Source organism: Amycolatopsis sp. NPDC005232, from assembly GCF_040607795.1.
Lineage (GTDB): Bacteria > Actinomycetota > Actinomycetes > Mycobacteriales > Pseudonocardiaceae > Amycolatopsis.
This window is the reverse complement of record NZ_JBEXHL010000049.1, coordinates 1-11935: the sequence shown is the minus strand read 5'-3', so window position 1 is coordinate 11935 and position 11935 is coordinate 1. Positions and strand designations below refer to the sequence as shown.

The 11935-nt window shown below is 70.2% G+C and carries 15 protein-coding genes; 6 read left to right on the top strand and 9 right to left on the bottom strand.

Translation table 11 applies throughout. From position 1 onward, the window contains the following. Nucleotides 1-22: 22 nt before the first annotated feature. From ABZU76_RS46970 to ABZU76_RS46960, 3 genes are all read right to left on the bottom strand, one after another. Nucleotides 23-634, bottom strand: a complete 612-nt coding sequence (locus ABZU76_RS46970) for a TetR family transcriptional regulator (protein WP_354883556.1) — start codon at nt 632-634, stop codon at nt 23-25. Between the two features lie 106 nt (nt 635-740). Next, a complete protein-coding gene (locus tag ABZU76_RS46965; RefSeq protein ID WP_220243533.1) occupies nt 741-917 on the bottom strand; it encodes a CsbD family protein in 177 nt (58 codons plus the stop codon). A gap of 66 nt (nt 918-983) precedes the next feature. Further along, a complete protein-coding gene (locus ABZU76_RS46960; protein ID WP_354883553.1) occupies nt 984-1544 on the bottom strand; it encodes an NAD(P)H-dependent oxidoreductase in 561 nt (186 codons plus the stop codon). Nucleotides 1545-1711: 167 nt separating this feature from the next. Between ABZU76_RS46960 and ABZU76_RS46955 the strand changes: the two genes are divergently transcribed. Next, nucleotides 1712-3214: an amidohydrolase family protein gene (locus ABZU76_RS46955; RefSeq protein WP_354883550.1), complete on the top strand. Its 1503-nt coding sequence runs from the start codon at nt 1712-1714 to the stop codon at nt 3212-3214. Nucleotide 3215: 1 nt separating this feature from the next. Here ABZU76_RS46955 and ABZU76_RS46950 read toward each other — a convergent pair whose 3' ends face one another. Together ABZU76_RS46950 and ABZU76_RS46945 are read right to left on the bottom strand one after the other, a co-directional pair. After that, nucleotides 3216-3362, bottom strand: coding sequence for a hypothetical protein (locus ABZU76_RS46950; RefSeq protein WP_220243530.1), 147 nt, complete (start codon nt 3360-3362; stop codon nt 3216-3218). 99 nt (nt 3363-3461) lie between these two features. Further along, entirely contained in the window at nt 3462-4667 is a 1206-nt protein-coding gene (locus ABZU76_RS46945; RefSeq protein WP_354883547.1) for a crosslink repair DNA glycosylase YcaQ family protein, read from the bottom strand. A gap of 214 nt (nt 4668-4881) precedes the next feature. Between ABZU76_RS46945 and ABZU76_RS46940 the strand changes: the two genes are divergently transcribed. The 4 genes from ABZU76_RS46940 to ABZU76_RS46925 all read left to right on the top strand — a co-directional run bounded on the left by ABZU76_RS46940 (nt 4882) and on the right by ABZU76_RS46925 (nt 6960). Continuing rightward, nucleotides 4882-5091 (top strand): TOBE domain-containing protein, encoded by a 210-nt coding sequence (locus ABZU76_RS46940; RefSeq protein ID WP_220243528.1) that lies wholly within the window; start codon nt 4882-4884, stop codon nt 5089-5091. A gap of 89 nt (nt 5092-5180) precedes the next feature. Beyond that, nucleotides 5181-5678 (top strand): MarR family winged helix-turn-helix transcriptional regulator, encoded by a 498-nt coding sequence (locus tag ABZU76_RS46935; protein WP_354883543.1) that lies wholly within the window; start codon nt 5181-5183, stop codon nt 5676-5678. Between the two features lie 20 nt (nt 5679-5698). After that, the gene (locus tag ABZU76_RS46930; protein WP_354883541.1) at nt 5699-6124 is read left to right on the top strand and encodes a hypothetical protein; all 426 of its coding nucleotides are present in this window, start codon (nt 5699-5701) and stop codon (nt 6122-6124) included. Nucleotides 6125-6240: 116 nt separating this feature from the next. Further along, nucleotides 6241-6960 (top strand): hypothetical protein, encoded by a 720-nt coding sequence (locus tag ABZU76_RS46925; protein ID WP_354883538.1) that lies wholly within the window; start codon nt 6241-6243, stop codon nt 6958-6960. 6 nt (nt 6961-6966) lie between these two features. Here the strand turns inward: ABZU76_RS46925 and ABZU76_RS46920 are convergent, their stop codons facing one another. From ABZU76_RS46920 to pdhA, 3 genes are read right to left on the bottom strand one after another with little or no spacing between them, the layout of a single operon-like run. Further along, complete coding sequence (locus ABZU76_RS46920) at nt 6967-8217, bottom strand: dihydrolipoamide acetyltransferase family protein (protein ID WP_354883535.1); 1251 nt, start codon at nt 8215-8217, stop codon at nt 6967-6969. Further along, on the bottom strand, nt 8217-9263 hold the full coding sequence (locus ABZU76_RS46915) for an alpha-ketoacid dehydrogenase subunit beta (protein WP_354883532.1): 1047 nt from the start codon (nt 9261-9263) through the stop codon (nt 8217-8219). The genes ABZU76_RS46920 and ABZU76_RS46915 overlap by 1 nt, the downstream gene beginning before the upstream one ends. Beyond that, on the bottom strand, nt 9260-10363 hold the full coding sequence (gene pdhA / locus ABZU76_RS46910; RefSeq protein ID WP_354883529.1) for a pyruvate dehydrogenase (acetyl-transferring) E1 component subunit alpha: 1104 nt from the start codon (nt 10361-10363) through the stop codon (nt 9260-9262). Before pdhA ends, ABZU76_RS46915 begins: the two co-directional genes overlap by 4 nt. Before the next feature lie 150 nt (nt 10364-10513). On the opposite strand from pdhA, the gene ABZU76_RS46905 reads away from it, so the two are divergent. Next, nucleotides 10514-10966 carry an Lrp/AsnC family transcriptional regulator gene (locus ABZU76_RS46905; RefSeq protein ID WP_354883526.1) on the top strand — a complete coding sequence of 151 codons (453 nt, stop codon included), beginning with the start codon at nt 10514-10516 and terminating at the stop codon, nt 10964-10966. Nucleotides 10967-10970: 4 nt separating this feature from the next. Here ABZU76_RS46905 and ABZU76_RS46900 read toward each other — a convergent pair whose 3' ends face one another. Beyond that, complete coding sequence (locus ABZU76_RS46900; RefSeq protein WP_354883523.1) at nt 10971-11798, bottom strand: helix-turn-helix transcriptional regulator; 828 nt, start codon at nt 11796-11798, stop codon at nt 10971-10973. Nucleotides 11799-11935: the final 137 nt, after the last annotated feature.

The window sequence follows — 11935 nt, the reverse complement described above, 5'->3', positions numbered from 1 at the left end:
GCGGATCGGAAAAGCTGGGAGATCAAGGAAGTGAGACGGTTACCGCGCCCAAAGCGGTGCGCAGCACCGAGCCGAAGGACACGGGTGGTTCGGCTTGCAGCCAGTGGACCGTCGCCGCGCGGATCGCGCCGCCCGCGGCGGTGGCGACGAGCACGGGGTAGAGGTCGTGGTCGACGTCGGTGCCGGTTCGGTCGGCGATCGCCTGCGCGAGTGCGATCTCGGCCGCAGCATTGGCTTTCTGGAACTCGCCCTGCAGCGCGGGTTCTGCCACCATCAGCTGCACACCCTGCGTCCACAGTGGATCCGGAGTGCGCTCGGCGCGGTCGGCGCCGTCGGCCTCGAACCGGGCGAGCGCGGCTTCGGTGATGGCGGTCCAAAGCGGTTCGTCGGCCGGCCGCGCGCGCAGCAGGTCGGCGATGCCCTGGGCGCGGTCGTGGTGCCGGGCCGCGATGGCCTCGGCCTTGCTGGAGAAGTAGTTGTTCACGGTGCGCGGCGAAACGCCGGCCTCGGTGGCGATGTCCTCGATGGTCACGTGCGCCAGACCGCGTTCGACGGCGAGCCGGATCGCGGCCCAGGAGATCGCGGAGCGCGTTTCCTGGCGGCGCCGTTCACGCAGGCTCGGTCGTTCGGTCATGCCCCCAAGCTAGCGCGAACTTGCGCATCACGCAAAGTCTGCGTGATGCGCAAGTACGGTGGGCACAGAAAAGCCCAGGGCCACGTGACCCTGGGCTTTCCCGAACTCAGTCCTTGACGCCCTTCACGGCGTCCTTGACCTTGTCGGCGGCCTGCTTCAAGTTGCTCTTGCCCTGCTCAGCCTTGCCTTCGGCCTGCCACTGCTCGTTGCCGGTGGCGTCGCCGACGGCTTCCTTGGCTCGGCCCTTGAGCTCTTCCGCCTTGTTCTCGGCCTTGTCGGTCATGGTGTCGCCTCCCTTGTCGGCTGCTGCCCACTGGCTACCCGGCTGCGGGGAGGTCAAACACGGGACTCAGGCGTTGCGAAGGCCGGCGAGCGCGTTGCTCCACGCCTCGACCTGGTCGAGCGTGGTGTTGAGGTAGCCGGTGTGCATCTCGGCCGGCTTGAACGTCGACATGTTCTCGAAGTCGGTGAACAGCGACAGCGCGACCTGGCTCGTCACGTGGGCGACCTGCAGGTTGCTCAGCACGAGGCGCAGCTGCTCCACCGCGCGAACACCCTGGTTGGCCCCGTAGCTGATGAAGCCGGCTGCCTTGTTGTTCCACTCGGAAGCCAGGAAGTCGATGGCGTTCTTCAGCGGGCCCGGGATGGCGTGGTTGTACTCCGCGGTCACGAAGACGAAGCCGTCGAACTCGGCGATCTTCTCGGCCCAGCGCTTGGTGTGCGCCTGCGCGTACTGGCCCATGGCCGGCGGCAGCGGCTCGTCGAGGTGCGGGAGCTCGTAGTCGAGGAGGTCGAGGAGCTCGTACTCGGCGGTGCCGCGCTGCTTCGCGATGTCGAGGGCCCACTTCGCCACGGCTTCGCCGTTGCGGCCCGGACGGGTGCTGCCGAGGATGATCGCAATCTTGGTCATGTCCGACTTTCCTGGTTCGAGGGACGGTCATCGGATCAGTCGCACTGGTCAGGGCTTGATCCAGAGGTGTTTGATGACGCGTCCGCAATTTAGTCTGGGCTCTGCGGACGTGTCAACAAACCGCGGGTGAGGGCCATTCCCACGGCCGGGTGAATCAGCAGTACCTTGTGCGTGCCGTCGCCCACTCCCAGGAGCGAATCGTGACCACTTCACAGGACAGCTATCCGCTCGTGATCAGCGGCGGACGCGTGCTCGACCCGGAGAGCGGCTTCGACGCGGTGGCCGATGTCGGGATCACCGGCGGCACCGTAAGTGTGGTCTCCGCAACACCGCTTCGCGGCGAGCAGACGATCGACGCGACCGGCCTCGTCGTCGCGCCCGGGTTCGTCGATCTGCACAGCCACGGCCAGGCGATTCCCGAGCAACGGCTGCAGGCGCTCGACGGCGTCACCACGGCGCTGGAGCTGGAGGCCGGCATCACGCCGGTCAGCGCGGCGTACGCGCGGGCCGCCGCGGAGGGCCGCCCGATCAACTACGGCTACTCGACGTCTTGGGCGCTGGCGCGCATGGCCGTGCTCGCGGGCGCGCCGCTCGACGGCCCGCCCGACACGGTGCTCACGCACCTGGGCGTGCCCGCGTGGCGCGCCGAGGCGTCGGCGGCCGAGCGTGCGCGGATCTTCGAGCACCTGTCCCGGGACCTGGCCGACGGCGCGCTGGGCATCGGCGTGCTCGCCGGCTACGCGCCGCACCTCGACCCGGCCGAGTTCGTCGCCGTGGCGGAGCTGGCCGCCGAGGCCGGCCTGCCCGCGTTCACGCACGCGCGCCCGCTCGTGGAAGCCGACCCGGACGTGCCCGTCGACGGCGCCGAGGAGATCTCGCGCGTCGCGGGGCAGACCGGCGTGCACCTGCACTACTGCCACGTGAACAGCACGTCGGGGCGCCAGGTCGACCGCGTGCTCGGGCTCGTGGAGCGCTGCCGGCTGGAAGGCGCCGAGGTGACCACCGAGGCCTACCCTTACGGCGCCGGCTCGACGGCCATCGGCGCGGCGTTCCTGGCCCCGGAAGTCCTGGCGCGCCAAGGCATCCGGCCCGACTCGCTCGTGCTCGTCGGCACGGGGGAGCGCATCGCCGACGCCGCGCGCCTCGCCGAGGTCCGTGCGAGCACGCCGGGCGCGCTCGCGCTGCTGCACTTCCTCGACGAGGACGACCCGGCACTGGAACGCGCCCTGCTCTTCGAAGGCACCGCCATCGCGAGCGACGCCATGCCGCTGACCTGGACGGGTGGGCGGCCGGACCCCCTGACGTGGCCGCTGCCGGCGGGTGCGCTCGGCCACCCGCGTGGCGCGGGCACCTTCTCGCGCGCCATCCGCCGGCTCCACCGCGAAAGCGGGAAGCTGACCTTGTCCGAAGCGGTCGCGCGCTGCTCGCTGCTGCCCGCGCAGGTCCTTGACGAAGCCGTGCCTGCCCTGCGGCGCAAGGGCCGCCTGCGCGCCGGCAGCGATGCCGACGTGGTGGTGTTCGACCCCGCGCGGATCGCCGACCAGGCGTCCTATGTGGACGGAACGCGGCCCTCGGTGGGGATCGAGCACGTGCTCGTGAACGGCACCCCGGTGGTCCGCGCCGGCTCCATTGTGCCCGACGCGTTGCCGGGAAAGCCTGTTCGCGCCTGACTCAGGCGGCCTTGTTCCTGCGCAGCGCCACCGTGGTGGCGATCGTGGCCGCCGCGAGCACGAGGAACACGATCGCGGCCCCCGTCCGGTCCAGCGTCAGGTTCCCGAAGAAGCCGATCAGCAGCGCAACGGTGAGGGGCGCCCACATGGCGGGTGGTCCTTTCTCGCGGTAATGCTTGTCAAAGCTAAGCTTTACCGTACGACGGACCGGGTGTTTTGCGCATGATCAAGTCGCGCAAGGAAAACGTCAATTCCGGATGAGCGCAGCCCGCCACGGTTCTGGTATAGGACCGGAATACTCGACACGTTCGGCGCCGGTGAACCTGGCCAGCTCCGCGATCGCGCGCCGGACGGCGGTACCCGCGCGGGCCGGCGCGCCGGGTTCGGCGTAGACGCCTTCGAACTCGAGCACCCCGCGTCGGCGATCCACCCGCGGGGCGACGCGGCCGATCAGACGGTCGCCGTGGAGGATGGGCAGCACGTAGTAGCCGTAGCGGCGCTTGGCTTTCGGCACGTACATTTCCGTGCGGAACTCGAAGTCCCACAACCGTTGTGCGCGGGCGCGGTCGCAGATGAGGTTGTCGAACGGCGAGAGCAACGTGGTGCGCGGCGTCCAGTCGCCGGCGGTGATGGCTGCCAGCAGCGGCAGCCGGTCGGCGTGGACATACCACGGCGTGGGGTCCTTCTCCAGAGCCACGGGCACCACGCGGCCGGCCTCGACGAGTATCGCCAGCACCTCCGTCAGACCGGGGTAGCGGTCGCGGACGAAGTGCTGCTCGATGTCCGCTCGCCGCGCGACGCCGAGGGCGCGCAACGCGTGTTCCGCGGAGCGCGTGACGATCTCGGCCTCGGCCAGGGGTGCGCGATCGAGGCCGGCGGGCAGGCAGCGCGAAGCCAAGTCCCACAGGCGTTTCCCGCCGGTTCGCGACGCGACCATGATCTCGCCGCGGAACCACAGGACGTCAAGCATTCGCTCCACGTTGTGCCCGGTCGTCCAGCCGCCCGAGACCCACCCGACGGTCGAGCGGTCCTCGAACGCGCCGGCCGGCAGAGGGCCGGAGTCGCGGAGCCGGTCGAGGATGTGCTCGCGCAAGGCGCCGTTGCCGTGGAGGAACTCCGCGACCCGGCGCCCGTACGCCGACTTCCCGGCCGGGTAGATGCGCATCAGCGCCTGGTGTAGCGGGTAGTCCTCGGTGAGCACGATCGACGCGGCGTGCGCCCAGTACTCGAACAGCCGGCGCTCGTCCCAGAGCAGGGTGTCGAGCTCCGCGGGGTCGTAGGTGCGCAACCGGCTGCGCAGCACCAGGTGGTGGCTGTGCGCGACCACGGTGATCGGGTCGAGTTGCAGGCACCGCAGCGTGTTCAGGACCTCACCGACGCCGGGTGCTCCCGGTCCGTCGAGGTGCTGGCTGCTGATGGCCAGGCGGCGGGCGTCCCGGGTGCGCAGTTCCACGCCGGTAAACCTAGCGCGACACGCGGGCGGTGAAAATCACCGGGAGCGCGGGTGCTTCTCGGCGGAGGCGCTGGGCGTGCAACTGCGGGGCCAACGGGATGAGTGGTGCCGCAGGTCGGTTCGGCGGGTGATCGGCGCGGCGACGTAGCCGGTGGAAACGGGTTACTGTGGCGGCGTTGTCGCACTTACACACACCGCACAAAGGACTGTCCACATGCGCCTGTCAACCCGCAACCAGCTCGTCGGCACCGTGTCGGCCGTGAAGCCCGGCGCGGTCATGACCGTGGTCACGGTCCAGCTCGACGGCGGCCAGTCCGTCACCGCCTCGATCACCAAGGACGCCGCCGAGGAGCTGGAGCTCGAGGTCGGCAAGCCGGTGACCGCGCTGGTGAAGTCGACGGAGGTCATGCTCGGCGTCGAGTGACCCTCCGATAGCTGCCGGCCCGGGCCCGCTGACCAGCGGGTTCGGGCTCTTTCGTGCCCGGTATCGGTGACGCGTGCTAGGGTCGTTTCATGCCGCAACGAAATGAACGAGCTGACCTGGCCCGCGCGGTCATGGAGCTCATCGACGCCGGGCACCGCCGGATCTCGCGGCATCTCGACCTGACCCGGGTGCGCGTGCTGGGCACCGTTGCGGCGCGCCAGCCCGTGCGGCCGAACGCGATCGCGGCCGAACTGGGGCTGACGGCGTCGGCGACCAGCCGGCACCTGGCCGCGCTGGAGGAAGCCGGGCAGATCGCGGTGGAGCCGGACCCGGTGGACTCGCGGACGTTCCTGGTGCGGCAGACCGAAAGCGGCCGCGCCGACGCCGAGGCCACGGTCGCCGCCGGGGCGGCGGTGTTTGCCGACGTGATCTCGGACTGGTCGGACGAAGACGTCGCCAAAGCGCGGGAGTTGATCACCCGGCTGAACCAGGCCTGGGCGACGCGAGGTGATGCGGCGTCGACTGCTCAGCGTGGGGCTGGGCCGCGGTGGCGGAGGAAGCGGCAACCGATCGAAGGGCAGGAATGACTGCGATAGCTCCGGCCCGAGTGCCGACCGTCGTTCAGGTTTCGCGGGTGCTGCTGGTCATCGTGGCGGTGGGCCACGTCGTGGTGCCGCTGGTGATGTGGGCGCGGGAAGCGGTGCTGCGCAACGAGATCGTGGCCGCGCATCCGGAGTTCGGTGCGGCCGAGGTGGCGCGCTCGGCCGACATCGCGGTCGGGTCGGCGGTGGTGTTCCACGCGGTGCTGCTGGTGTTGTGCCTGGTGCCGGCGTGGAAGTTGGGTGGCGGGCGGCCGTGGGTGCGCCGGCTGGTCACCGTCTCGCAGCCGCTGGGGTTGGTGTTCAGCGTGTTCTCGTGGTCGTCCTCGGAGATGTTCCACGCGGTTATCCCGGTGGTCGGGGTGCTGCAGATTGCCTCCGTGGTCCTGTTGTGGGTGCCGGCGGGCCGGGAGTTCTTCGCCGGTCGCCGGTAGCAAAGAGCGACCCCTTCCAGTTCAGAGGGGGTTGACAAGATCTAAGACGACCGGTCATATTCATTGAGTGGCGCAGGAGCCGCGCCATCCAAGGACTGGATCGGAGTGAACGGACAATGCGTGACTTGCTGGACATCGCCGTCGAGGCGCACGGTGGGCTGAAGCGCTGGAACGAGCTCAACAGCGTGACCGCGCACCTGAGCAACGGCGGGGTCGTGTTCCCGCTGAAGGGGCAGGCCGGGCTGCTCGACGACATCACCGTCCGCGTCGATCTGCACCGGCAGTTCGCCAGCCACGCGCCGTTCGGCGGGCCCGGACTGCGCACGGCGTTCCGCGGTGAGCACGTGGCGATCGAGAACGAGGCCGGCGAAGACGTGGAGGAGCGCGATAACACCCGCGCGTCCTTCGCCGGCCACACGTTGGAGTCGCAGTGGGATCGGCTGCAGACGGCGTACTTCGCGGGCTACGCGATGTGGACCTACCTGACCACGCCGTTCACGCTCACGCGCCCCGGCTTCCGCACCGAGGAGCTCGAGCCGTGGCAGGAGGACGGCGAGACGTGGCGCCGCCTGCGCGTGGAGTTCCCCGACGACCTCACCACACACAACAAGGTGCAGACGTTCTACTTCGACGCCGACGGCCTCATCCGCCGCCACGACTACGACGCCGAGGTGGTCGCCGGCGGCCTCGCGGCGCACTACTCCTCGGAGCACCGCGAGGTCGACGGCATCGTGGTCCCGACCAAGCGCCGCGTCCACCCCGTCGGGGAGGACGGCAGGCCGGTCCCGGAACCGCTGCTGGTGTCGATCGACCTCAGTGAGATCACGTTCGCCTGAGGAACGCTACAAGCCGCGCAGGAGCCGCAGCGGTGACTCCACGCAGTCCGCGATGAAGCGCAGGAACCCGCCCGCCGTGCCGCCGTCGCAGACGCGGTGGTCGAACGCCAGCGTCAGCTCGGTGATCTTGCGCGGCACGACCTGGCCGTCGACGATCCACGGGCGGTCGATGATCCGGCCGATCCCGAGGATCGCGACCTCGGGGTGGTTGATGATGGCGGCGGAACCGTCGACGCCGAACACGCCGTAGTTGTTGATGGTGAACGTGCCGCCCGTGAGCTCGGCGGGGGCGAGCGAGCCGGAGCGGGCCCGCTCGGTGCGCTCGGCGAGAGCGCCGGAGAGCTGTTCCACGGACAGATCGTGCGCGCCGGGCACGACGGGGACCACGAGGCCGCGGTCGGTCTGCGCGGCGAACCCGAGGTGCACGGCCGAGGGGATCACGATCTCGTCGCCGTCGAGGTGCGCGTTGAGCTCGGGGAAGCGACGCAGGCCTTCGACGGTGAACTTGGCCAGCAGCGCGAGCAGGCTGATCTTCGGGGCCGCGGCGTCGGCGTTGAGGGCGGCGCGGGTTTCGAGCAGGGCCGTAGCATCGACGTCGACCCACACCGTGGCTTCGGGGATTTCGCGGCGCGAGCGGGTGAGCTTGTCGGCGACGGTTTTGCGGATGCCGCGCAACGGGATCCGGCGTTCGTCGGCGGCGGCAGGAACAACAGGCTCGACGGTCGCCGCGATTGCTCGCTCGACGTCGGCTCGGCTGATGATCCCGTCGGTACCCGAACCGGCAAGCGCGTGAATGTCCACACCGGACTGCTTGGCGAGCTGCCGCACCAGCGGTGACACCACGCGCACGCGTTCGTTCACCGGCCGTGGCGCAGGAGCAGCCGCCGCCGGCCGACGCGTGCCCCGAGCGCGACGGGTCCGCCGCGCCTGAGCCGTGCCGGTGCCGTACCCGATCAGGACATTGCCACTGCCCTCCGAAGAAACAGGCGTAGGCGTCACCACTCCAGGCTCGAGAAACGCCGGCGCCTCCTCCACCGTGATCAGCGGACTGCCGACGGTCAGCACGTCGCCGGCCGCGCCGTGCAGCGTCGCGACGCGGCCCGCGAACGGCACCGGCACCTCGACACTCGCCTTGGCCGTCTCGACCTCCACCACCGTCTGGTCGACGGTCACGGTGTCGCCCACCGTCACGTGCCACGCGACGATCTCGGCGTCGGTCAGGCCCTCGCCCAGGTCGGGCAGCTTGAAGACGGCCATCACGCACCTCCGCCCGCGAGCGGGGCGGCGTCGTCCCACTGCAGCCGCTCGATCGCGTCGAGCACTCGGTCGACGTTGGGCAGGTGGTGCTTCTCCAGGTTCGGGGCGGGGTAAGGGATGTCGAACCCGCCGACGCGCAGCACGGGCGCCTCCAGGTAGTGGAAGCACGTCTCCGAAAGCTGGGCCGCGACCTCGGCGCCGTAACCGCAGAAGCGGCTCGCCTCGTGCACCACGACCGCACGCCCGGTGCGCCGGACCGAAGCGGCAACCGTTTCGAGGTCGAACGGCGCGAGGCTGCGCAGGTCGATCACCTCGGCGCTGTAGCCCTCTTCCTCGGCCGCCGCGGCGGCTTCCAGCGTGGTACCGAGAGCGCCGCCGTAGGAGATCAGCGTGACGTCGGTGCCCGGGCGCCGGACGACCGCGCGGTCCAGAGTGGACGATCGGTGGTCGAGCCGCACGGTCTCCTTCTCCCAGTACCGCCGCTTGGGCTCCAGGAAGATCACCGGGTCCGGGCTGTCGATCGCCTGGCGCAGCAGCGCGTACGCGTCGGCAGGTGAAGCCGGCGTGACGACGCGCAGGCCCGCCGTGTGCGTGTAGTAGACCTCGGAGGAGTCGCAGTGGTGCTCGACGCCGCCGATGCCGCCGCCGTAGGGGATCCGGATCACGATGGGCAGCTCGACGGCGCCGCGCGTGCGGTTGCGCAGCTTGGCGAGGTGGCTGGTGATCTGCTCGAACGCGGGATAGGCGAACGCGTCGAACTGCATCTCCACCACGGGCCGCAGGCCGTTCATCGCCATGCCGATGGCCGTGCCGACGATGCCCGACTCGGCGAGCGGGGTATCGAACACGCGCGTCTCGCCGAAGCGGGCGGCGAGCCCGTCGGTGACGCGGAAGACGCCGCCGAGCGTGCCGACGTCCTCCCCGAACACGAGCACGCGCTCGTCCTCGGCCAGCGCGTCGGCCAGGGCGCGGTTGAGCGCGCCCGCCATGGTGACGGTGTCCGGTTCGGCAACAGTGTCCGAAGTGGACTCCAGGGTCGCGGTCATTCTTCGGCTCCGAAGGAGAGTTCGGCGGTGAGGTCTTCGGCCTGGCGGCGCAATGCGGCCGTCGGCTCGGCGTACACATGGCGGAACAGGTCCGCCGGGTCGAGCACCGTGTCCACGTTCATGCGCTCGCGCAACGACGCCGCTTCGGCCTCGGCGCGTGCGGCGATTTCCTCGCGCGCCACGTCGTCGAGCAGGCCACGGTCGGTGAGGTAACGCTCGAGCCGCGCGATCGGGTCGCGGGTGAGCCAGGCCTCGACCTCGGCGCGGTCGCGGTAGCGGGTGGCGTCGTCGGCGTTGGTGTGCGACTCGATGCGGTAGGTGAGGGCCTCGATCAACGTCGGCCCGCCACCCGCGGCGGCGCGCGCGACGGCCTGCTCCACCACGGCGTGCACGGCGGCCGCGTCGTTGCCGTCCACCAGCACCGACGGCATGCCGTAGCCCACGCCCTTGTGCGCGAGCGAAGGCGCCGCGGTCTGCTTCGAGAGCGGGACGCTGATGGCGTAACCGTTGTTCTGCACCAGGAACACCACCGGCGACTGCCACACGGCCGCGAAGTTCAGCGCCTCGTGGGTGTCGCCTTCGCTGGTGGCGCCGTCGCCGAGCAGCACGAGCGCGACGGTGTCCTCGCCTTTGGTCTTGGCGGCGTGCGCGAACCCGACAGCGTGCAGCGTGTTCGTGGCCAAAGGCGTGCACTGGGGCGCGACGTTGGCGCGGTACGGGTCATAGCCGCAGTGCCAGTCGCCGCGCAGCAGCGTGAGGACCTCGACCGGGTCGACGCCGCGCGCGACCACGGCCATCGAGTCGCGGTAAGTCGGGAAGAGCCAGTCCTGCGGACGCAGCGCGAGGATCGACCCGATCTCGCCGGCCTCCTGGCCACGCGCGGACGGGTACACGGCGAGGCGGCCCTGCTTGGTCAGGGCGGTGGCCTGCGCGTCGAAGCGGCGGCCCGACACCATCGCGCGGTGCAGGCGCAGCAGCACGTCGTCGGCAGGCATCTCCAGAGCGGCGTCGGCGACGGGTGCGCCGGCGGCGGTGATGAGGCCCAGGGGCTCGTCGCTCGGGAGGAAGAACGACGCGGCGGTGAGTTCCGTGGTGGTCACCGGCAGCTCCGATCGACGGGGAACAGGGGAAGACGTCTAACGCCGATCTTCGCTCCGTACCGATCAGGGATCCAGGGATCGACGACAAGTGTGGAACAATGGCTCATCCGGCCGCGATGGGCCGGATTATTGGCGTCGAGAGGTGCGGGGATGTCCGAGCCGGGTGGACGAATGGCGGCGGTCCTGGACGAGGTCGACCTGAAACTCATCGCCGAGCTGAAGGCCGACGGGCGCGCGTCGATGCGCGCGCTGGCCGAGCGCGTGCACATTTCGCGAGCGGGCTGTTACACGCGGGTGGAGCGGCTGCACCGCGAAGGCGTGATCACCGGGTACGCCGCAGTGACCGACCCGCGCCGGATGGGGCAGGGGCTCGCGGCGTACGTCTACCTCAAGGTCACGCAGAACTCGTGGCGCACCGTGAGCGCGGCGCTCAAGAGCATCCCCGAGATCGAGCACGGCGGGCTCGTCTCGGGGGACAACGACCTCATCCTGTTCGTGCGCACGAGCGACGCCGACAGCCTGCGCGACCTGGTCTTCGAACGGCTTCAGGCGATGAAGGACGTGCTTTCGACGCACACTGTGCTGGTCTTCGACGAGCTGTAAGGCTTCAAGAGACCAGCGAGTCGAGCAGCTTCAGGCGCTCGGCCGACGGCGAGCCGGGCTCGGCACCGGAGAAGATGATGCGCTGACCGGAGTCGTCGGGCATCCGCAGGCTCTCCTCGTTGAGGGTGAGCCGCCCGACGAGCGGGTGGTCGTACTCGCGCACCGAGTGCAGGCACTGCGCCACGGGGTGCGCGGCCCAGATCCGCGCGAACTCGGGGCTCTGGATGCTCAGATCGCCGATCAGCTCCGCCATCTTCGGGTCGTCGGTCTGCTCGCCGGTGGTCATCCGCAGGTAGGAGGCCGCGTTGTGTGCCTGGCGCTCCCAGTCGACGACGAGGTCGCGCATCGCGGGCTCGAGGAACATGTGCTTGGTCAGGTTGGGCCGCGCGTCGCGGTCGATGCCGAGCAACGCGAAGCCGAGCCGGTTGCCGCCGAGCAGGTCGGTCCGCCGGCCGACGATGATCGCCGCCTGGTCGATGTTGCTCTCGACCAGCGCGAGAACCGAGTCACGCACCATTTCCGGGCCGGCCTCCCGCCGCATCACCTGGGCGGGCCAGGCCAGGCGCAGCAGGTGCATCCGCTCGCTCTCGTCGAGGCGCAGCGCGTTGGCGATGGCCTCCATCACCGAGTCGGACATCTGGTGGCTCTCGCCCTGCTCGATGCGGGTGTAGTAGTTCACACTCACGCCGGCGAGCTGCGCGACCTCTTCGCGCCGCAGCCCGGGGACGCGCCGCGGGGTGCCGTAGGTCGGGACCCCGGTGTCCGCGGGCGTCAGCGCCGCCCTGCGGGCGCGCAGGAAGTCCCCGAGTTCGGTGTTGCGCTGCTCGCTCATGACTGTCCCCTGTTGTCTGCCCCGGCTTTGCCGAGGCGTGCGAGATCGCTGTGTTGTCTGCCCCGGCTTCGCCGAGGCGTGCGAGATCGCTTCAAGCCGGCTTCTTCCCTCCCGGTTTTCGCGCGGCCCAGGGGCCG